A 20,100-nucleotide genomic window follows, 5' to 3' on the forward strand; every position below is an offset into this window, starting at 1 on the left:
GGCCTGGCGTTAGCATGTCGCGATTCAATCTCGAAAACAGCATTGCCCAGTTGACAAAACTATAGGAACACCCCCCTTCACCATCCCATTCAAATAGAACAATTTTGTTAGTCTTGGATAACTTTTAAGCTTAAAACGGGTATCCTTTGCGGCGTCAAGCAAACGGCACGCACACCGTGCCAGATCAAGGAGGCCCCTATGGCGCACCGAGCAGACCGACAGACAATGCAACTTGTCCTTATCCGTCACGGAGAATCCGAGTGGAACAAACTCAACCTGTTCACCGGCTGGACCGACGTAGAACTCACCGACACGGGCCGCGAAGAAGCCGCAGCAGGCGGTCGAGCCCTCAAAGAAGCGGGCTTCGACTTCGACGTCTGCTACACCTCGCGTCTCAAGCGCGCAATTCACACCCTCGACATCGTGCTCGGCCAAATGGATCGCGAGTGGTTGCCCGTCATCAAATCCTGGAAGCTCAACGAGCGCCACTACGGAGCGTTGCAGGGTCTCAACAAGGCCGATGCCGCAGCGGAGCACGGCGACGAGCAGGTGCTCATCTGGCGCCGCTCCTTCGATGTCTGCCCGCCGGCACTCGAGCCGGACGACGCGCGCGATCCCCACACCCAGGAGCAATACCGTGATGTCGCGCCCGATCAGCTGCCCTATACCGAGTGCCTCAAGGACACGATCGCCCGCGCCTGGCCTTATTTCGAAGACGAGATTCGCCCCCAGATGCTCGCCGGCAAGCGCGTACTCATCGCCGCACACGGCAACTCCCTGCGCTCACTCGTCATGAAGCTCGAGCACCTCACGCCCGAGGAGATCCTCAAGGTCAACACCCCCACCGGCGTGCCGCTCGTCTACACCTTCGACACCGATTTCAACGTCCTCGACAAGCGCTACATCGGCGACCCGGCGACCATCGCCGCCAAGATCGATGCCGTGGCCAATCAGGGCAAAGCACACAAGTAGCCCCAACCCAAAACCGACGCGTGGCGCCGCACGGCCCAGATGCGACGTCACGCCGCCCATACACAGGAGCGCACCATGCTCAACCATCTCAAACAACACTTTGGTTCCCGGCGCACCGGCGGTCACGGAGGCCTAGACATTGCGCGGCATATCGGCCCCGGGCTGCTCGTGACCGTCGGCTTTATCGACCCGGGCAACTGGGCCTCCAATATGGCCGCGGGCTCGCAGTTTGGCTACGCGCTGCTGTGGATCGTCACGCTGTCCACGATTATGCTCATTGTGCTGCAGCACAACGCGGCGCACCTGGGTATCGCCACGGGCGCCTGCCTTGCCGAGGCCACGACACGTTACCTCCCCCGCTTCGTCGGGCGCACGGTGCTCGCCAGTGCCTATCTCGCGACCATCGCCACCGCCATGGCCGAGGTCCTGGGCGGCGCGATTGCCCTTCAAATGCTCTTTGGGCTGCCCGTGCGCGCGGGCTGCGTCATCGTGGCGGCAGTATCGATGGCGATGCTCATGACGAACTCCTACAAGCATGCCGAACGCTGGATCATCGCCTTCGTAGGCGTGGTAGGACTCTCGTTTTTGGCCGAGCTTGCACTAGTCAAGGTCGACTGGCCGCAAGCCGCCGCAAGCTGGATCACGCCCAGTATGCCCACTGGCTCTGCCGCGATTATCGTGAGTGTCCTGGGTGCGGTCGTTATGCCACACAACCTTTTTCTGCACTCCGAGGTCATCCAATCCATGCACTTCGAAGGCCAAGGCGAGCAGGTTATCGAAGAGCGTCTGCGCTACGAGCTCTTCGACACGCTCTTTTCGATGGGCGTGGGCTGGGCAATCAACTCGGCCATGGTCATCCTTGCCGCAACGACCTTCTTTGCGCACGGCATGGTCGTAGACGACCTCGCCGTCGCAGCGGCCACGCTCTCCCCCATCTTGGGCCCGGCGAGCTCGACCATCTTTGCGGTAGCGCTGCTGTTTGCGGGCCTCTCGAGTAGTGTGACGGCGGGCATGGCGGCGGGCACCATCACCGCGGGCATGTTCGACGAGGAATACGACATCCACGACCGACATTCCTCGATCGGGGTGGCGGCCTGTTTCGCCGGAGCAGTGGCGGCGTGCCTGGTCGTTCCAAATCCTTTTGAAGGTCTCATCTGGAGTCAGGCACTGCTGTCGCTTCAACTGCCGATTACGGTCTTTGTGCTCATACGGCTCACCAGTTCACCCCGCGTCATGGGCAAATTCGCCAACTCGCGTCCACTCAACGCGCTGCTTGTAGGGATCGGTGCCATCGTGACGATTCTCGATGTCGTGTTGTTGGCAGGGATGTAATGGGGCGGGGGCACCTACTCAGGCAAACGTCTCGATCTGTAACATCTAGACCCGCTTTCGATGTCTAGATGTTACAGATCGAGATCTTCTGCCGGACGGTTTTGGTTTGTCTCGATATGTAACAAGTGGGCCCAATTTCCACTTCTAGATGTTGCAGATTAAGACAAAAGGTCGGCCGGACTCACAACAGACAGGATCGGCCAACAGCAACCGTGATCCCTTAGGGGCGGAGGAAAAGGGCCCCGGCCGAGAATTCGACCGGGGCCCTTGGACAGAGCTATGTGTTGCCGTGAGCCGCGTGCCGACGAGCTACTCCTCGACGAGCTCAAACTGATCGGGACCGACGCCGCACACCGGGCACACATAATCCTCGGGCAGCTCGGGCGTATCGACCTCAACCTCGTAACCGCAAACGACGCACACGAACTTATACGTCTTCTTCTCCTCAGCCATGATGTTCTCCTCTCAAACGCGACTGGTGATGTACTTCATTTATCAGTATAGATTCTCAATAATATAATGCAAGTATTTTTAAAACATTTCTAGCCTTGATACGAGGACGCCTTCGGAGGCGTCTTGCCCTTCAGGACCTTATGGTAGTAATCGTAGGTGAGCGGCGTCTCGTCACTCAAGCGCTCGGCATCCTCGACCTCGCCGATAAACAGTAGATGCGTGCCAACATCCACAGTGTCGATCAAATGGCAGCTAAACAGGGCCGCCGCGTGCTCGGGCACATAGGGCATGCCCAGAGCCGTCTCGCGGGTCTCGTATTTGGCAAACTTGTCATAATCGCTGCTGGTGCGGAACCCAAAGTTACCGATGTAGAGCATGTCGGCGGTCTGATCGATCACGGTCAGCGCGAACGCTTTGGCCGATGCGATGACGCCCGAGGTGACGTTGTCCTTGTTCACGGCAACCGAAATGCGCGGCGGCATGGACGTCACCTGCACCGCAGTGTTGATGACGCAGCCGGCGCGCAGCCCGTCTGCCGCGGCGCTCACCACGTACAGACCGCTCGGCATGGTAAAGAACGCAGTTTTGTCCATAACGATCACTCCCCTAACCCGGGTTGGAACCTCATGGATGTATGTACCCACAAAAAAGGCGGCGCCCATAACGGATGCCGCCTTTGAGACATATGTGTCAGAACAGTAAGAAAGATGAGACGCCCGCAGTTGCGGTGAAATAGGGACTGAATAGCCCCTCAAACAGGCAAAACAGTCCGTATTCCACCGCAACTTATACAGAACGCCTAGCGATTGTGCTCCTTGAGGGCGCGGTCGATCTCGCGCTGGACATCGCGCTTGGCCATATCCTCGCGCTTGTCGTAAAGCTTCTTGCCGCGGCCTAGGCCCAGCAGCAGCTTTACGCGGCCGTCGGTATTAAAGTAGAGCTCCAGCGGCACCAGCGCATAGCCGCGGTTGCGCAGCTTACCGTCGAGAAAGTCAATCTCCTTGCGGTGCAGCAGCAGACGACGGCGGCGATCAGGGTCGCGGTTCCACACGCCACCATGGCTATAAGGGTGGATATGCAGGCCCACGAGCCAGCACTCGCCGCCACGAATCAGTGCAAAGGTATCGGTAATCTGGCACGCGCGCTCGCGAATCGACTTGACCTCGGTACCGCTCAGCTCAATACCGCACTCAAACGTCTCATCGATAAAGTACTCGTGATGAGCCGAGCGATTCTTGGAAATGAGCTTGCGCTCGCGCTTACTGGGCATTGCCGGCCTCCTTGGCGCCATCGGCGTTTGAGCCCGCAGCCTCGCGCTTTGCCTTGCGCTCGGCGTTAAGCTCGGCATCACTCTCGCGCACCAGCTTGATAATCGCCGCGCACGCCTCTTCGCCCACCAGGTCGCGGGCACGGACCGTCAGGCGCGTAGCCTCCTGCTTGTCGCCGTCGCTCGCAGCGTCGGTCGCACACATGATCAGGCAGATGGCAATCTCGGCCGAAGGCGAGGTCGGCACGCCCTGCAGGGCGAGCTCACCCATCACATGGTCGTCACTCTCGTCCGCGGCATCCGGATAGGTGGTATGGATCTTGTTGAGCAGGCGCGTCGTATGCGCATCGTTGGGCGCCAGGCGCAGCGCCAGACGCGCGCAGCCCACGGCAGCCGAAATGTTCTCGGTCTCGGGCTCCAAGAAGTACTGACCCAAGTTGGTGTAGGCGCGTGCGGCGCACTTACCGTCGCTCGCGCGCTCCAGCACCGAGAACGAGAGCGATGCCCACTCCTGCTTGTCCTCGAGCGCGCGGAACAGCTCGGCCAAGTCCAAGCGATAGTTGCAGTTCATGGGATCCCAACGCACGGCCTGCATCAGGGCATTCCGAGCACTCACATAATCCTGCTGGCGGATGTAGGCAAATGCCATGTCGGAGTACAGGCGGTCAAAGGGAACCTCGACCTGCACCAGCTCGCGCGGATCCTTCTCCACGCGGCGATAGGCCAGGCGCTCAAACTTGCTGTCGAAGCTAAAGTACTGGCGCTTCTCCTCCGTCTTGCACTCAGCGTCGATATACTCCTCGGCGAGCTCCACCAGACGCTCAAGCAGCGGCGTCGCCGTAGCCAGGTCGCCCTGCGCCAGATAGTTCTCGGCATACGTGATGTCTTCCAAGCTGATGGGCAGATCCATGGCTACTCCTCGATCTGAGCGAAACACGGCAGGCGCCGTATATACGGTCGATACACAAAACCCGGGTCTCTTGCGAGGCCCGGGCGTTCATTTGTGGGTAGCCCGTACCAGATTCGAACTGGTGATCTCCGCCTTGAGAGGGCGGCGTCCTAAACCGCTAGACGAACGGGCCATATGTAGCAAATGCAATGGCTGGGATGGAGGGAGTCGAACCCCCATTGACGGAACCAGAATCCGCTGTCCTGCCATTAGACGACATCCCAATGACTGCATCGCTGCGCTCGGCTGTGCCTTTGCGCAAGAAAGAAATATACGGGAAGTCCGGCCGTGACGCAAGCCCCAATTTTGACTTTTTTGAAATTCAGTCAAATACGGCCAACCCGTGAAGGACCTGTGAAGCCGACCGCTGTACACGAAGGGCAAAACGCCGCGAGCGGTAGCCGTCAACCGTTAGCAGATTCTACCGCGAAAACGATAGCACTAGGCAACACAATCGAAGTATCAATGATCGCGTAGATATCGAGGCGCCATGGACGAAGAGCTTGATTACCTATGGGAGACCCTGGGTCTCGAGATCACTGCTGACCTTTGGCCCGAACGGGACAAAATCCATCCCACACTGCGCCCCGCCATCACGGTGATGCAGGCAAAATACCGCCGTGCATCCTTTTTGATCATGCGGATGTCATGGCACGCGGGACTCACCGACCTTAAGCGAATCCAGGCAAGCCTCGTCGAGCTGTCCGGTATGCCGACCGTCATATCCGAGGCGCACCTGGAGCAGCGCCAGCGCGAGCGACTGCAACAGCAGCGGATCCCCTTTATCTGCCCCGGCGTTCAGGCATATTTGCCCTTTATTGACGAGGAGTACTGGAGCGGCAAGCCCAACAAGCACGTAAAGGTCTACGATCCGCGCGAATGGGCGCAGTTGGAGGACTGACCGGGGCAAGCCTGCCGGCGGAAAGTGCGTCCCAGATTTCAAGCTCAAACCGGTCCCCACTTTCCCATCGAGCCCTCAACCGGAAACCGTATCCCGTAATCGAAGCTCAAAACGGGACGCACTTTCCGCAGCCGCTACAGCAGTGCCTCAGTCCAGGCCGCTTCCTTAAAGCCAGGAATCGCAAAGTCGTCGCCCACCAGCAGCGGGCGCTTAACCAGCATGCCGTCGGTCGCCAGCAGCTCGTAGCACTCCCGATCCGTCATGCCAGCGTCCAGGCGCGCCTTCAGGCCAAGCTCTCGATACCTCATGCCCGACGAGTTGAAGAAGCGTCGCACCGGCAGCCCCGAACGAGCAATCCAGGTCGCAAGTTCATCGGCCGCGGGATTGTCCAAAACGATATCGCGGTCGATATACTCTACCCCATGTTTGTCCAGCCATGCCTTGGCCTTCTTACAGGTCGAGCACTTGGGATATTCAACAAACAATACCGCCATGGGATTTCCTTTCTTAGAGAAAACAAGTGTCCGGAAAACTGCACATCGACGACCACTCGCGATTGCAGCCGTTATTGTAGTCAATGTCGAAGCATAGGCAGTCGCGATGTCTCGTCTTAAGGCTAGCGCCTCGCATGGGCGCCAATCGGCCGAGTCGCATAGTGCACCAACGCCGCTGCCAGCAATACCAGCAGCATCGCGGTGACATAGCCCGCAGCATCGAATCCTAAATCGATAACGTCGAAATGCCTGCCGGGAACAAAGATCTTATGTACCTGATCGCCAACGGAGCAGACGGCGCAAAAGAGCAACACGGGCACGCAACGGTAGCACACGCTCCACGGACGCCCGGAAAAGCAAACCACGACCACCGAGGCGAACAATCCGACGAAGAAAAACTCTACGGTATGGGCAACGCGACGGACGTTCGTGCCCACCCACATGCGAATGGAAGCAAGTCGGCCAGACCGTACATTCGAGGCAGCCGAATCGGTGCCCCCGGTCATTCCGCTCTCCGTCTGAGCTTCACCCGTGGCATCGGCAGCCTGTACGCCCGTAGCTTGACCCTCCACCACACGCGCGGTGGACTCGCTCAGCAACGACGTCTCCACCGCATTTTGCTCCGTCAGCACCCAGATGCCCGCCAGCGTTGCAGCGAACAGAACGATCGCGGTCCATCCGATTATTTGTTTTACGCGCGCCAAGGGCCTACCTCCTTTTTTGAATATCAGCGAGTGTAGCCCCAAATGACATCGCCACCGTATCAAAATTTGAATCGCAACAGGAAGCGCCAAAGCGGCGCAAACCCCTACCCCGCCTCGCGCATCCAGCGATCGAACGTCCCCACGCACACGCCCAGGCACTTTGCTGCCTGGCTGCGGGTAATATCGCCTGCCTCATAGCTATCGCGTACCAGCTCAAACTGAGGAGGGCACGGCTTGCGAGGTCGACCGAAACGGACCCCTCGCGCCCGCGCCGCTGCAATCCCCTCCGCTTGGCGCCGATGAATATTCTCGCGCTCCACCTGCGCCACGTAGCTCAGCAGTTGTAGCACAATATCGGCAATCAGGGTATTGGTCACATCCGGCGCGCCGCTGGCCCTGGCGCGCGTGTCAAGCAATGGCATGTCCAACACCACAATGGCAACCCCGAGCTCCTTGGTAATGCGTCGCCATTCCTCAAGAATCTCGGAGTAATTACGGCCAAGTCGGTCGATAGAAAGCACCACCAGCACGTCCCCGTCTCCCAAGATGTGCAGCAGCTCGCGATACCGCGGGCGATCGAAGTCCTTGCCGCTCGCATGGTCGGCATAAATATTCGCCGAGCCCACGCCATAGGCGCCCAGCGCATCCAGCTGCCGATTTAGATTCTGATCGCGCGAACTCACCCGCGCATAACCATACACCGTCGCCATCTCATCCCCGCTTTCTTGTAAACCTGCCAAAAAGGGACAGGTTTATTTTGGTAGGTTTTACCTCTCGAATAGCAGGTAAGCGGGCGGCCGAGCAGACGGCAAGGTAGCCATGATCCAAATGCGGAGGGCGGCCCCGAAAGACCGCCCTCCGCTCTCCCGCCATGAGTCGAGATTTGGCTAATGGATAAGCTTAAAGTCCAAGTGCCCACGCGTGGTATTGACGCGCGAGACCTCGATAATCACGCGCTGGCCCAGTTCATAGCGAGTCCCCGTGTCGGCGCCCGTCAGCGTAAGCGCATCCTCGTCGAACTCGAACCACTCGTTGCCCAGACTCTTGATCGAAACCAAGCCTTCGACCTGCGTCAGGTCCAAGCGCACAAAGAGGCCCATGCTGCTGACCCATGAGACCGTTCCGGCATAGCGCTCGCCCAGGCGATCCTCATAGTACTGGGCAATCTTGATCTTTTGCGTCGCATGGCTGGCGGCATCTGCCGCGCGCTCGGCATCGCTGCATGCGCGGCAGATCTGCGGCAGAATGCGCGGCAGCGACTCGCGCCCCTTGCCGATCAGCCGCGGCGTACGGACCAAGGCGTCCTTGCCGCCGAGCTGCTCATAGGCCAACCGCAGTTTGAGCACGCGGTGCACCACCAGATCGGGGTAGCGACGGATGGGACTCGTAAAGTGGCAGTAGCACGGCGCGGCGAGCGCAAAGTGGCCCTCGTTGCGCGGCTTGTACAGCGCGCGCTGCATGCTGCGCAGAAGCAGCGTGTTGACGAGCGGTGCGTTTGCCGTACCGGCGGCAGCATCAACTGCAGCCTGCAGCTCATCGGGACTCCCCAGGGCAATACCGGCAGCACGGCGATCGTCGATGATGCCCAGCTGCGCCAGCGCAACGGCGGCACCGTGCAGGCTATCGGGGCTCGGATCCTCATGCACGCGATAGCAGGCCTCGATATCACGGTCTGCCAGCCACTCTGCAACGCACTCGTTGGCGAGCAGCATGGCTTCCTCGATAAGCGACGTGGCACACGAACGCTCGCGCGCCACAATCTGCACGGGTACTCCGTCCTCATCCAATAGAGCGCGAATCTCGGCCGTGTCAAAATCGACTGAGCCGCGGACGCGACGAATACGACGGCGAAGTTCGGCGAGTTCGTTGGCGGCGACAAGGAAATTGCCGAGGTCGACGTTGCAGCCGCGGGCGGCCTTCTCGCACGCAAGACCGCGCTCAAGCGCCTCCTCGCGCGAGGCCTCAGCAGCCGCAACATCCTCGGCCGCACCCTCCAGCACCCCATACTCCACCGCGCCGGCACGCACCAGCAGCGCCTCGGCGCCGTCATAGTCCATACGCACACGCGAGCGAATCACGCTGGGGTACGGATCGTAATGCCGCACGCGACCCTGCGCATCGAGCTCAAAGTCAACGGTAAACGCTAGACGGTCCTCGTCAGGGCGAAGCGAACACAGGTCACAGGACAGGCGTTCGGGCAGCATGGGAAGCACGCGATCGGCCAGATACACCGATGTCGTACGATGGCGAGCCTCAAGATCGATATGCCCGTCCCAAGCCACATAGTGAGAAACGTCAGCGATATGCACACCCAGCTTGTAGCCACCCTCGGGCGTGCGCTCAAGCGAAATGGCATCGTCAAAGTCGCGCGCGTCGACCGGGTCGATCGTGATGACAAAGCGGTCGCGCAGATCGCGGCGGAGCGGGTCCTTAAGCGCCGCGGACACATCGAGCGAAAGTCCCTCGGCCTCGTCCAGCGCGGCCTCGGGATAGCTATCGGTATAGCCGTAACGCGCCATCACGTATTGAACGCCCAAATCGGGCGCGTCATCTCCGCCAATGCGGCGTTCGATCGTCACGGTGCCCGATTCCAGGCGCGTCGGGTAGGTCAAAATGCGCGCGACAACGGCATCACCCGGGTGGACGCCCAGACGATCCGCCGAGGTATCCTCGGGCAGAATGAAGAAGTCGGCCTTCAGGCGCGAATCGAGCGGCTCGATCACACCGAGCGGACCAGCGGTCTGGTACGTACCCACCACGCTTATGGCTGCGCGCTCAACCACGCCTTCGATCACGGCGCGCCGCTCACCGTGCGGGCTGTTCTTAATGCTCACGGCAACGGTATCGCCATCCATGATCTCGCGCTTACCGCGGCCCATGACCTTGTAGTCGCCGTTTTCGGTTACAACGTAGGCGCTATGCTCATGGAGCTGCACGCGCCCGGTCAGGCTCGGACGGCGTTCGCTGCGCACCGGCCCGCGCTTATTGCGAGCTCCACGCTTATGCTTGTTATTGCGCCCCATGGCGCCTCCTTGCTATCGATGACGAACTCCAAAGAGTCTACCCAAATGATTCGCTTTCCTGCCGTTCCCTTGGGATCAAAAAACGGGCCGCCCCATAAGAGACGACCCGTTGGAAGGGATGAATTCCAGGCATGCCTACACGCGCAGGTAGCGGCGCATGGCTATGGCAGAACCAAAGAGACCGATAATCACACCGACCAGAATCAGCGCAGCATAGGTCACCAGGTAGTACTGCATCGGCAGGGCAAACGACATCCAGCCGATGCTCTCCTGCAAACGCGGAATCATCAGATTGCGCAGCAGCTCCAGAACGCCGATGGAAAGCAGCGAGCCCAAAATGGCCTGCAGTACGCCCTCGGTGATAAACGGGCCGCGAATGAAGCCGTTGCTGGCGCCGACCAGACGCATAATCGCAATCTCACGACGACGCGCCGTGATGGACAGGCGAATCGTGTTGTTGATGAAGATGAATGCGATAAAGGTCAGAAGGCCAACGAGCACCACGGCGGCGATGCGGATGTAGTTGGTCACCTGGAACAGGCGGCTCACTTCCTCCTGGCCGTACAGCACGCTCGCGTTGACGTCGCCGTCATCCGCGATCTTCTGGAAGTCGGCGTTCTTCTTGAGCTTCTCTGCCGTGCTCTCGACCTTGGACGGATCGTCCATCTCAATTGCAAACGAAGCCGGCAGCGGGTTCTGGCCATCGAGCGCGCTCATGGTGGCGTCGGCGTTGCCCGACATCTTGCTCGTATACTCGGCCAGCGCGTCGTCCTTGTCCTTATAGGTCACGGACTTGACGTTATTCCACGTCTTAAGCTCGGCCTCAAAAGCCTGAACATCGGCCTGATCGGCGTCATCGCTAATGAACGCGTTGATGACAACCTGATCCTCGACGGTGCCGATCACGGAGTTCAGCATCGCGGAGCCCATGATGAACAGGCCGATGATAAACAGCGAAAGGAAGATCGTGATGACGGCGCCGAGCGAGGTAGTCCAGTTACGGAAGAAGTGACTGATTGCCTCTTTGAAGGAGTAGCCCACGTTAGTTGGTGCCATAGTTGCCGTAACCTCCCCTCTCCTGGTCGCGGATAACGTGGCCGCCCTCGAGGGCGATCACGCGACGGTGCATGCTATCGACCATCTCGCGGTCGTGCGTGGCGACGATCACGGTGGTGCCGGTGCGGTTAATACGCTCGAGCAGCTTCATGATGCCCAGCGAGATCGCCGGGTCGAGGTTACCCGTGGGCTCGTCGCAGATCAGCAGCGGCGGACGGTTGACCATAGCGCGGGCGACGGCGACGCGCTGCTGCTCGCCACCGGAAAGCTGGTCGGGCAGCGAGTCCGTCTGATCGGCCAGACCGACCAGACGCAGCACCTCGGGCACCTGGCTGCGAATGACGCCCTTGGGCTTGCCGATGCACTGCAGGGCAAACGCCACGTTTTCGTAGGCGGTCTTTTGCGGCAGAAGCTTAAAGTCCTGGAACACGGCGCCAATCTGGCGGCGCAGGAACGGAACCTTGCGGTTCTTGATCTTCATGAGGTCCTGACCGGCAACCAGGATGCGGCCACTTGTCGGCTTGACGTCGCGGTTGAGCGTCGACAGCAGCGTGGTCTTACCCGAGCCGGAGTGACCGACCAGGAAGACGAACTCGCCCGGATAGATCTCGATGTTGATGTCGTCGAGCGCGGGCTTGTTGGGCTGTGCCGGATAGATCTTGGTGACATGCTCCATAAGGATGACGGGCTCGACACCGGCCTGCTTGGCCATCTTCTTGCGGCTGGCCTGCGGATCGATGGGCGCAAACACCGACGTAAAATCGGGGTTGTTGAGCGCGTTATCGAGGCTTGCGACCTCGGCCGCCTGATCGCTCTCGACCACCGGGGCAGCAGGCTGCGTGGGATCGGGAATGGCGGCAAAGAGACCGGACTGCGCAGACTGAGGAACCGGCGTCGCAGGGGCCATGGGGTCGGGAATGCCGGCCATGGTAGGCTGCGGCGTGGCGGCGCCAGCCTGAGGCTGCTCCACGCGAGCGGTCACGGCCTGAACGGGCTCAAAACCCGCCGTGCCGGAAAGCGCGACATCGCTGGTGGGATTGTAGGCAAAGGGATCGGATGCCGGCTGTGCCTGATCTGCCGGCTGAGTGGGGGCCTGAGCAACAGGCTGGCCCTCTGAATCCGGAGTGGCGAAACGACTGCCCTGGACGCCTGTCTGCGTCTTGGGGGCATCATCGCCCGCACCGGAGGTACGGAAGTGGTTACCCACTGGTGCTCCTTATCGTCGTGCGTTTAAACTACATGAGCGCTTTACATTTTAGCAGCATTAGCTTTGCTGCACATAAGAAGCATGGCGGGCTTTGGGATCCCACCGGCCGGGCGCAGGGTTACCTCCCAAATCGTCCTCGCGCATGGCCGGCATTTGTCCTGCTCCTGCGGAGCTGCGGACAAACGCCGGCCTGCGCTGCGGAAAGATTTGGGAGGTAACCCTGCGCCCGGCCTGCGGCTACTATGGGGCCGACGCACCAACTTGAGATGCTGCGCATACAAAGTTGGAAGGGTCTGAATTGCACTTTGTTGGGATGGGCCCGTTTCCCCATGGGAACTTTGCTTGGCAGGACTCTAATTTAAATTCAACAAAAACAGGGGCGCCCTCTTTGGGGATGCCCCTGTTCTGGCTTGGATGTGGTTGTTGAGACGATACTTTACCTCGTCTTGCCTTATGCCAAGAACTCCTTGGTGGTCGCCACGATGTTGGCGGCGTCCAGGCCATACTTGTGCAGGAGCTCGGCGCCCGGGCCGGACTCGCCAAAGGTATCGTTGACGCCAATCTTCTTGAGCGGCGTCGGGCACTGCTCGCACAGGACATCAGCAACGGCGCTGCCCAGGCCACCGATCACAGAGTGCTCCTCGACGGTCACGACGTGGCCGGTCTTGGTGGCGCTCTTGACGATCAGGTCGGCATCGATGGGCTTGATGGTGTGCATGTTGATGACCTCGGCGTCGATGCCCTCGGCAGCGAGCTGCTCGGCGGCCTCGAGAGCCTCGCCGACCATCAGGCCGCAGGCGATGATGGTCACATCGGCGCCCTCGCGCATGACAATGCCCTTACCCAACTCGAACTTGTAGGTCTCGGGGTCGTTGATAACCGGCGAGGCCAAACGGGCGAAGCGCATGTACACCGGACCGTCGCACTCGTAGGCGGCGCGCGTCACGGCGCGGGCCTCCACGTCGTCGGCGGGAACAATTACGGTCATGCCGGGGATGACGCGCATGAGGGCGATATCCTCGCAGCACTGGTGCGTGGCGCCGTCCTCGCCCACCGAGATGCCGGCGTGCGTGGCACCGATCTTGACGTTGAGGTGCGGGTAGCCGATGGAGTTGCGGACCTGCTCAAAGGCGCGACCGGCGGCGAACATGGCAAAGGTACTCGCGAAGGCAACACGACCAGTGGTCGCGATACCGGCGGCGACGCCCATCAGGTTGCTCTCGGCGATACCCACGTCGAAGAAGCGGTCGGGGCAAGCGGCCTTAAACTTACCGGTCTGCGTGGCGGCGGCCAGGTCGGCGTCGAGGACCACAAAGTCATCGTGCTCGTTGGCGAGCTCGACGAGGGCCTCGCCGTAGCTTACGCGCGTGGCGATTTTCTTGACGTCTGCCATCCTAGAGCTCCTCTCCGGCGGCCGTGAGCTCTGCCATGGCCTGCTCAAACTGTTCATCGTTGGGGGCCTTACCATGCCAGCCCACCTGGTTCTCCATGAAGGAGACGCCCTTGCCCTTCGTGGTCTCGGCAATAATGGCGGTCGGCTGACCCTTGGCAGCGCGAGCCTCGGCAAAGGCGGCGCGGATCTGGTCGAAGTCGTTGCCGTCGGCAAGCTCCACCACGTGGAACTTAAAGGCGCGGAACTTGTCTGCCAGCGGCATGGGGTCGTTGACCTCCTCGACGGGACCATCGATCTGCAGGCCATTGTGGTCAACGATCACGCAGAGGTTATCGAGCTGTTGGTTGCCGGCAAACATGGCTGCCTCCCAGACCTGGCCCTCCTCGCTCTCGCCATCACCCAGCAGGGCATACGTGCGGTAAGTATCGCCCCAGTGCTTGGCGGCGAGCGCCATCCCGACGGCGGCGGAGATGCCCTGGCCGAGCGAACCGGTGGACATGTCGACGCCCGGGGTGTCGTTCATGTTGGGGTGACCCTGCAGGTGGCTGCCGATATGGCGCAGCGTCTTGAGGTCCTCTTTGGGGAAGAACCCGCGCTCGGCGAGCACGGCGTACAGGCCCGGAGCGCAATGGCCCTTGGAGAGCACAAAACGGTCGCGATCGGCCTTGCGGGGATCGGACGGGTCGACGTTCATTTCCTCAAAGTACAGATAGGTCATGATGTCGGCAGCGCCGAGCGAACCGCCCGGATGGCCGGACTTGGCAGCGTGCACGCCGGTGACGATGCCCTTCCTTACCTCGTTGGCAACCTTTTTGAGCTCTTCGTCGCTCATTGTGCCTTCCTTTCATCCTCATTAGACAAGATGCGCACGGCACCGAAGGTAATCCCAACACAGCCGCAATGCACGTACGTCATTCATTATGCTGGAAACTGATGGCTTTACCAGAGTTTTTATCATTATTTGAACAATTTAGCAGGCAGAACCGCTGATGAAACGGTTTATCAATGTGAACGTCTTTTGGATGGAACGCGGTCGCCCCTACGCGCTAATGTCCTTGAATCCCTCGCCGAAGGCTTCCGTAACGTCAGCGACCGTCACAATGGCGTGAGGATCGCGCTCGCGCACGATCGTCTTGAGGGTATTGAGCTCTCGACGGCTCACGATGACCATGATCACCGGCTTCTCGGCACCCGAATACATGCCAGTCGCCTTAAACTTGGTACAACCACGACCCAGGCCATACATAATATCGGCAGCGATATCAGGGAACTTGTCCGAGATGATGAGTACCATACGGCGTTTGTTGCCACCATCGACCACGGCATCGATCACGTAGCCGCTAATGACCATCGAAAGGCCTGCATATAGTGCATTTTCGATTGAAAAGACCGGAGCCGACAGCGCACATACGGCAACATCGATCGCCATGACGGTCGAGCCCACGGGCAGCGAGGTATTACGCGAGATGATCTGTCCAATCGTGTCCGAGCCGCCGGTGTTGGCGCCGGCGCGCAGCACCATGCCATAACCGATGCCCGTGATGATGCCGCCCCACATAGCGGGCAGCATCAGATCGGCATGTGCCAGCGGCGCCACAAACGGAGCGAACAGGTCGGTGAAAAAGCCCAGCAGCACAAAGCCCGTCGCCGTCTGCACCACGTAGAACATGCCGCCCTCGCGCATAACGACCAGCAGCAGTAAGGCGTTCATCACGATCGTCTGAATACCAACGGGAAGCGATAGACCGCGCGATGCGCCGACCGCCTGGATAATGGTGGCAAGGCCCGTAACGCCACCGGCAGCAAGGCCGTTGGGAATCAAAAACAGGTCGGTCGCAATAGCGGCCAGAGCGCACCCCAACATAATCTGGGGCAGGTCGTGAAAGAAGTTCATCGAAAGAATGCGCTTAATGTCCAGACGATATGCCATGCTGCCTCCCTCAAAAAAGCGCACCCAAACGGATGCGCTTCGAACTTCTTGCTGTATTCGATTCTACCGATTCGCCGGACAAAAACCACCCCTGCGCAGGGTTTGCTTTGGATACAAAACCACCCTGCTCGGAGGGTTTTATCCATTTCCACATAAACCGGGCGGTTTATGCAGATGGGATCTCTGCGTCAGCGTTGCCAGTGGCCCAGCGATGGTAGCCAATAACAAACGGGTCCAGGTCGCCATCGTCAAGAACTGCCTCGACGTTGCTGGTCTCAACGCCCGTGCGTAGGTCCTTAACCATCTGATACGGGTAGAGCACGTAGCTGCGAATCTGGTTGCCAAAACCGATCGTGGTTTTGGGTCCGCGAATCTCATCGAGCGCCTCGGCGCGCTTCTCGAGCTCAATCTCGTACAGGCGAGCCTTGAGGATCTGCATGCACGCGGCCTTGTTCTGGATCTGGCTGCGCTCGTTTTGGCAGGTAACCACAATGCCACTGGGAAAATGCGTCACGCGCACGGCGGAGTCGGTGGTGTTGACACCCTGACCGCCCGGGCCGCTCGCGTGGTACACGTCCACGCGGATGTCATCGGGACTGATCTCGATGTCGATATCATCGGGTAGCACGGGGATGACCTCGACGCCGGCAAACGTGGTCTGGCGGCGCTTCTTGTCGTCGGTGGGGCTAATGCGAACCAAGCGGTGGACGCCGGCCTCGGCGCGCAGCATGCCAAAGGCATCCTTGCCCTCGACGGTAAAGGTCGCGCGATCGATGCCAATGACCTCGGCTGCGGGGCAGTCGTTGATGGTGACCTTCCAACCGCGACGCTGGCAGTACTTCATGTACATCTTAAAGAGCATGAAGGTCCAGTCCTGGGCCTCCAGACCACCCTGTCCGGGCTTGATGGTCACAATGGCATCGCCGTGATCGAACTCACCGGTAAACCAGCTCGAAAGCTCAAGCTCATCGATGGCACGGGCCAGGCGCTCAGCCGTGGCTGTAGCCTCCTCGCGAAGGGCGGCGGCATCGGGGTCATCCCCCATCTCCTCGGCAAGCTCCAGCGCGGCGCGGGCATCGGAAAGCTCGCCGCGCGCGTTGTCCACGGCGGCGATATCTTCCTTGGTGCGCGCGATTTCCTCCATGGTGGCACGGGCGGCGTCGGCGTCATCCCAAAAGCCGGGGGCCACGCTTTTGGCCTCGAGCTCGGTCACGCGCGTGCGCTTTTCGTCCAAGTGGAGATACGACTCGACCTCACCGAGCCGGTCCGCAAACGCATCCAGCTCGGCGGGCGTTACCTCTAAAGCCTCAGCCATTAACGATTCCTGCCGTGGCAGTACTTAAACTTCTTGCCGCTACCGCAGGGGCACGGGTCGTTGCGGCCCACGTTGACGTACGGATCGTCGCTCTCGGACTTGCGATAGGTGGTCACCTTGCCACCGTTGTTGACGGCAGCCGGACCACCCTGGACAGCCGTGCGGGCCTGCACCTGTGCCTGCTTGCGCAGCACCGAGTCGCCGTTGTCACCATCGACCTCGGCAGGACCGGAGAAGCGCGCACCCTCGAGCGCGGGCTCCTCCTTGTGCTCCACGGCACGCGGGGCAGCCTTGATCTCGATGCGCAGAACCGTGCGCAGGTAATCCTCGTACATGGTGTCGACGAGCATCTGGAACGCGCCGTAGGCCTCGGTCTTGTACTCGACCAGCGGGTCGCGCTGGCCAAAGCCGCGCAGGCCGATGCCGGTCTTGAGGTAGTCCATCTCCTGCAGGTAGTTCATCCAGCGGGTATCGATGACGCGCAGCATGACCTGGGTGTTGAGCTCGCGCATCAGGTCCTCGCCCAAGCGCTCGGCCTTCATGTTGTAGCACTTCTCTACGTAAGCCAGGACATCGGCAGCCAGGGCCTCATAATCCTCGTCGGGGAACTTCGGCGTATCGATGTGGCCGGTGAGCTCCACAACCCACTTGCGCAGGCCCTCCAGGTCGCGCTCGCCATCGTGACTGTCCTTGGTGCAGAACTCCTGCACGCAGCGGTACACGGTGTCGTGCATGACCTCGGTGATGTGGTCGGTCAGGTCCTTGCCGTCCAGAATCTTATTGCGCTCGGCGTAGATGACCTGGCGCTGCTTGTTCATGACGTCGTCGTACTCAAGGACGCTCTTACGCATGGAGAAGTTGATGCTCTCGACCTTGTGCTGGGCGCTCTCGACGGCCTTGGAGATGATCTTGTGCTGGATGGGCATGTCGTCGCCCATGTCGGCCGTGACCATCATCTTGGAGACGCGGTCCATCTTGTCGCCGCCGAACAGGCGCATGAGGTCGTCCTCGAGCGACAGGTAGAACTGGGTCTCGCCCGGATCGCCCTGACGGCCGGAACGGCCGCGCAGCTGGTTGTCGATACGGCGGGACTCATGGCGCTCGGTGCCGATAACGGTCAAGCCGCCGGCGGCAAGCACGCGCTCGCGCTCGGCCTTGCAGGTCTCCTTGGCCTCGGCGTTAAACTGCTCGAGCTGCTCGGGCGTCACGTCCTCCATGGTCAGGCCCTCGTACTCAAGGCGCTCGCGCACCAGCTCGTCGGGGTTGCCGCCCAGCAGGATGTCGGTACCACGACCGGCCATGTTGGTGGCGATGGTCACGGCGCCGTAGCGTCCGGCCTGGGCAACGATGTGGGCCTCGCGTTCATGGTGCTTGGCGTTGAGGACCTCGTGTGCGATGCCGCGCTTGGTAAGGGCGGCGGACAGCTTCTCGGAGCTCTCGATGGAGACGGTGCCCACCAGGACCGGCTGGCCCTTGGCGTGACGACGCTCCACATCGTCGGCGACGGCGTTGTACTTGGCCTGAATGGTGCGGTACACCAGGTCCTCGTGGTCCACGCGCTGTACAGGCTTGTTGGAGGGGATGACCTCGACGGGCAGCTTGTAGATCTCGCGGAACTCGGCATCCTCGGTGAGTGCCGTACCGGTCATGCCGGAGAGCTTGTCATACAGACGGAAGTAGTTCTGCAAGGTGATAGTGGCCAGCGTCTGGTTCTCCTCGCGTACAAGCACGCCCTCTTTGGCCTCGATGGCCTGGTGCAGGCCCTCGGAGTAACGGCGGCCTTCCATAATGCGGCCGGTGAACTCGTCGACGATCTTGACCTCGCCGTTGGTGACCACATACTGCTTGTCGCGGTGGAACATGTACTGGGCCTTCAGCGCCTGCTGCAGGTGGTTGACCAGCTGGCCGGAGAGATCGGCATAGATGTCATCGATACCCAGGCGGCGCTCGATCTTCTTAAGACCGCGCTCGGTGGCAGCGATGGTGTGCTTGGCCTCGTCCATGACGTAGTCGCCCGTGGGTTCAACGTCCTCGGTGGCGGTAAGCATGTCGTGCGACACGTCCTCGCCGCGCTCAAGGCCACGCACGGCACGCGCGAAGTCCTTGTAGGTACTGGCGGACTTGGTGCCAGCGCCCGAGATGATCAGCGGGGTGCGAGCCTCATCGATCAGGATGGAGTCGACCTCGTCGACGATGGCGTAGTTGTGACCGCGCTGCACGCGCTGCTCGGGACGGGTGACCATGTTGTCGCGCAGGTAATCAAAGCCGAACTCGGAGTTGGTGCCGTAGGTGACGTCGGCCTGGTAGGCCGGGCGCTTGAGCTCGAGCGGCATGTTGTTCTGGAGCAGACCGACGGTCATGCCCAGGTACTTATAGATGCGGCCCATCCACTCGGAGTCGCGCTTGGCAAGGTAATCATTGACAGTAACGACGTGCACGCCCTTGCCGGCAATAGCGTTGAGATAGCCAGCCAACGTGGAGACGAGGGTCTTACCTTCGCCGGTCTTCATCTCGGCGATGTGGCCCTCGTGCAGTGCCATGGCGCCAATGAGCTGCACGTCAAAGTGGCGCATACCCATGGTGCGCTTGGAAGCCTCACGCACGGTGGCAAAGGCCTCGGGGAGCATGTCGTCAAGCGACTCGCCGTTGGCGTAACGCTCGCGGAACTTATCGGTCTGGCCGCGGAGTTCCTCCTCGGTCATCTTCTCAAACTGGGGCTCAAGACCGTTGATCTGATCGACGATCTTGTAGTAGCGCTTAAGGTCCTTATCGGATCCAAAGGACAGCAGCTTTGACATGAATCCCATGTGGTTTTCCTTTTTGGCCATCGCCCACGCCGTGCAGCTGCGGGCGAGTTAAACACAGATGATTGTACTTTAGCCAAACAAGGCGCGGCCTATACGGTCGACCTCGACCGCCACGTAATAACTATGACCAACCTGCCGCAATGGAACGGGTTTATTTTGGCAGGTTTTATCCTAGCAAACGCCGTCTCTCTGCCATTTGGTGCCACGGGGACAGGTTAGCTTTGAACTGCGTCCCGAATCTTGGCCTTCTTTATTAGAAGCGAACACTAGGACGCTTTCAATAGCCGTTTCCGAAAC

The 20,100-nt window shown here is 60.4% G+C and carries 18 protein-coding genes and 2 tRNA genes; 3 read left to right on the plus strand and 17 right to left on the minus strand.

Features of this window, described 5'->3' with window-relative positions; translation table 11 throughout:
- The first annotated feature begins 198 nt into the window (after nt 1-198).
- Complete coding sequence (gene gpmA / locus PMW70_RS08970) at nt 199-972, plus strand: 2,3-diphosphoglycerate-dependent phosphoglycerate mutase (protein WP_334203920.1); 774 nt, start codon at nt 199-201, stop codon at nt 970-972.
- 75 nt (nt 973-1,047) lie between these two features.
- The gene (locus PMW70_RS08975) at nt 1,048-2,304 is read left to right on the plus strand and encodes an Nramp family divalent metal transporter (RefSeq protein WP_271744654.1); all 1,257 of its coding nucleotides are present in this window, start codon (nt 1,048-1,050) and stop codon (nt 2,302-2,304) included.
- Nucleotides 2,305-2,613: 309 nt separating this feature from the next.
- Here the strand turns inward: PMW70_RS08975 and PMW70_RS08980 are convergent, their stop codons facing one another.
- From PMW70_RS08980 to PMW70_RS09005, 6 genes are all read right to left on the minus strand, one after another.
- On the minus strand, nt 2,614-2,757 hold the full coding sequence (locus tag PMW70_RS08980; protein WP_055251878.1) for a rubredoxin-like domain-containing protein: 144 nt from the start codon (nt 2,755-2,757) through the stop codon (nt 2,614-2,616).
- An 89-nt stretch (nt 2,758-2,846) separates the two neighbouring features.
- Nucleotides 2,847-3,350, minus strand: a complete 504-nt coding sequence (locus tag PMW70_RS08985; protein WP_055251877.1) for a flavin reductase family protein — start codon at nt 3,348-3,350, stop codon at nt 2,847-2,849.
- A gap of 206 nt (nt 3,351-3,556) precedes the next feature.
- Nucleotides 3,557-4,027, minus strand: coding sequence for an SsrA-binding protein SmpB (smpB, locus tag PMW70_RS08990; protein WP_124786019.1), 471 nt, complete (start codon nt 4,025-4,027; stop codon nt 3,557-3,559).
- Nucleotides 4,017-4,934 carry a tetratricopeptide repeat protein gene (locus tag PMW70_RS08995; RefSeq protein ID WP_271744655.1) on the minus strand — a complete coding sequence of 306 codons (918 nt, stop codon included), beginning with the start codon at nt 4,932-4,934 and terminating at the stop codon, nt 4,017-4,019. The genes smpB and PMW70_RS08995 overlap by 11 nt, the downstream gene beginning before the upstream one ends.
- Nucleotides 4,935-5,032: 98 nt before the next feature.
- A tRNA-Glu gene (locus PMW70_RS09000) sits at nt 5,033-5,106 on the minus strand.
- A 17-nt stretch (nt 5,107-5,123) separates the two neighbouring features.
- A tRNA-Gln gene (locus PMW70_RS09005) sits at nt 5,124-5,197 on the minus strand.
- A 266-nt stretch (nt 5,198-5,463) separates the two neighbouring features.
- Between PMW70_RS09005 and PMW70_RS09010 the strand changes: the two genes are divergently transcribed.
- Nucleotides 5,464-5,874 (plus strand): hypothetical protein, encoded by a 411-nt coding sequence (locus PMW70_RS09010; protein ID WP_271744656.1) that lies wholly within the window; start codon nt 5,464-5,466, stop codon nt 5,872-5,874.
- Between the two features lie 134 nt (nt 5,875-6,008).
- Here the strand turns inward: PMW70_RS09010 and PMW70_RS09015 are convergent, their stop codons facing one another.
- The 11 genes from PMW70_RS09015 to secA form a co-directional block, all read right to left on the minus strand.
- Nucleotides 6,009-6,431: an arsenate reductase family protein gene (locus PMW70_RS09015; RefSeq protein WP_334203921.1), complete on the minus strand. Its 423-nt coding sequence runs from the start codon at nt 6,429-6,431 to the stop codon at nt 6,009-6,011.
- 59 nt (nt 6,432-6,490) lie between these two features.
- A complete protein-coding gene (locus PMW70_RS09020) occupies nt 6,491-7,072 on the minus strand; it encodes a VanZ family protein (protein WP_271744658.1) in 582 nt (193 codons plus the stop codon).
- 104 nt (nt 7,073-7,176) lie between these two features.
- Nucleotides 7,177-7,782: a recombinase family protein gene (locus PMW70_RS09025; RefSeq protein WP_117629497.1), complete on the minus strand. Its 606-nt coding sequence runs from the start codon at nt 7,780-7,782 to the stop codon at nt 7,177-7,179.
- A 177-nt stretch (nt 7,783-7,959) separates the two neighbouring features.
- The gene (locus PMW70_RS09030; RefSeq protein WP_271744659.1) at nt 7,960-10,095 is read right to left on the minus strand and encodes a ribonuclease R family protein; all 2,136 of its coding nucleotides are present in this window, start codon (nt 10,093-10,095) and stop codon (nt 7,960-7,962) included.
- A 135-nt stretch (nt 10,096-10,230) separates the two neighbouring features.
- Nucleotides 10,231-11,151, minus strand: a complete 921-nt coding sequence (gene ftsX / locus PMW70_RS09035) for a permease-like cell division protein FtsX (protein WP_117778507.1) — start codon at nt 11,149-11,151, stop codon at nt 10,231-10,233.
- A complete protein-coding gene (gene ftsE, locus PMW70_RS09040; RefSeq protein WP_271744660.1) occupies nt 11,138-12,358 on the minus strand; it encodes a cell division ATP-binding protein FtsE in 1,221 nt (406 codons plus the stop codon). Before ftsE ends, ftsX begins: the two co-directional genes overlap by 14 nt.
- Before the next feature lie 451 nt (nt 12,359-12,809).
- Nucleotides 12,810-13,751, minus strand: a complete 942-nt coding sequence (locus tag PMW70_RS09045; protein ID WP_006235309.1) for a transketolase family protein — start codon at nt 13,749-13,751, stop codon at nt 12,810-12,812.
- 1 nt (nt 13,752) lies between these two features.
- Complete coding sequence (locus PMW70_RS09050; RefSeq protein WP_271744661.1) at nt 13,753-14,583, minus strand: transketolase; 831 nt, start codon at nt 14,581-14,583, stop codon at nt 13,753-13,755.
- A gap of 207 nt (nt 14,584-14,790) precedes the next feature.
- Nucleotides 14,791-15,681: a YitT family protein gene (locus tag PMW70_RS09055; protein ID WP_117564199.1), complete on the minus strand. Its 891-nt coding sequence runs from the start codon at nt 15,679-15,681 to the stop codon at nt 14,791-14,793.
- Between the two features lie 166 nt (nt 15,682-15,847).
- Nucleotides 15,848-16,996, minus strand: coding sequence for a peptide chain release factor 2 (gene prfB, locus PMW70_RS09060; protein WP_117641061.1), 1,149 nt, complete (start codon nt 16,994-16,996; stop codon nt 15,848-15,850).
- Nucleotides 16,996-19,803, minus strand: a complete 2,808-nt coding sequence (gene secA, locus PMW70_RS09065) for a preprotein translocase subunit SecA (protein ID WP_271744662.1) — start codon at nt 19,801-19,803, stop codon at nt 16,996-16,998. Before secA ends, prfB begins: the two co-directional genes overlap by 1 nt.
- Nucleotides 19,804-20,100: the final 297 nt, after the last annotated feature.

The organism is Collinsella aerofaciens, from assembly GCF_028209625.1.
Classification (GTDB): domain Bacteria; phylum Actinomycetota; class Coriobacteriia; order Coriobacteriales; family Coriobacteriaceae; genus Collinsella; species Collinsella aerofaciens_AM.

Excerpts from the sequence above, each read along its gene's own strand:
- PMW70_RS09025 (WP_117629497.1), bottom strand. The coding sequence starts at position 7,782 with ATGGCGACGGTGTATGGTTATGCGCGGGTGAGTTCGCGCGATCAGAAT.
- PMW70_RS09055 (WP_117564199.1), bottom strand. The coding sequence starts at position 15,681 with ATGGCATATCGTCTGGACATTAAGCGCATTCTTTCGATGAACTTCTTT.
- PMW70_RS09030 (WP_271744659.1), bottom strand. The coding sequence starts at position 10,095 with ATGGGGCGCAATAACAAGCATAAGCGTGGAGCTCGCAATAAGCGCGGG.
- PMW70_RS09010 (WP_271744656.1), top strand. The coding sequence starts at position 5,464 with ATGGACGAAGAGCTTGATTACCTATGGGAGACCCTGGGTCTCGAGATC.
- PMW70_RS08995 (WP_271744655.1), bottom strand. The coding sequence starts at position 4,934 with ATGGATCTGCCCATCAGCTTGGAAGACATCACGTATGCCGAGAACTAT.
- PMW70_RS09050 (WP_271744661.1), bottom strand. The coding sequence starts at position 14,583 with ATGAGCGACGAAGAGCTCAAAAAGGTTGCCAACGAGGTAAGGAAGGGC.
- PMW70_RS08980 (WP_055251878.1), bottom strand. The coding sequence starts at position 2,757 with ATGGCTGAGGAGAAGAAGACGTATAAGTTCGTGTGCGTCGTTTGCGGT.
- smpB (WP_124786019.1), bottom strand. The coding sequence starts at position 4,027 with ATGCCCAGTAAGCGCGAGCGCAAGCTCATTTCCAAGAATCGCTCGGCT.
- secA (WP_271744662.1), bottom strand. The coding sequence starts at position 19,803 with ATGGGATTCATGTCAAAGCTGCTGTCCTTTGGATCCGATAAGGACCTT.
- gpmA (WP_334203920.1), top strand. The coding sequence starts at position 199 with ATGGCGCACCGAGCAGACCGACAGACAATGCAACTTGTCCTTATCCGT.
- ftsX (WP_117778507.1), bottom strand. The coding sequence starts at position 11,151 with ATGGCACCAACTAACGTGGGCTACTCCTTCAAAGAGGCAATCAGTCAC.
- PMW70_RS08975 (WP_271744654.1), top strand. The coding sequence starts at position 1,048 with ATGCTCAACCATCTCAAACAACACTTTGGTTCCCGGCGCACCGGCGGT.
- prfB (WP_117641061.1), bottom strand. The coding sequence starts at position 16,996 with ATGGCTGAGGCTTTAGAGGTAACGCCCGCCGAGCTGGATGCGTTTGCG.
- PMW70_RS09045 (WP_006235309.1), bottom strand. The coding sequence starts at position 13,751 with ATGGCAGACGTCAAGAAAATCGCCACGCGCGTAAGCTACGGCGAGGCC.
- PMW70_RS08985 (WP_055251877.1), bottom strand. The coding sequence starts at position 3,350 with ATGGACAAAACTGCGTTCTTTACCATGCCGAGCGGTCTGTACGTGGTG.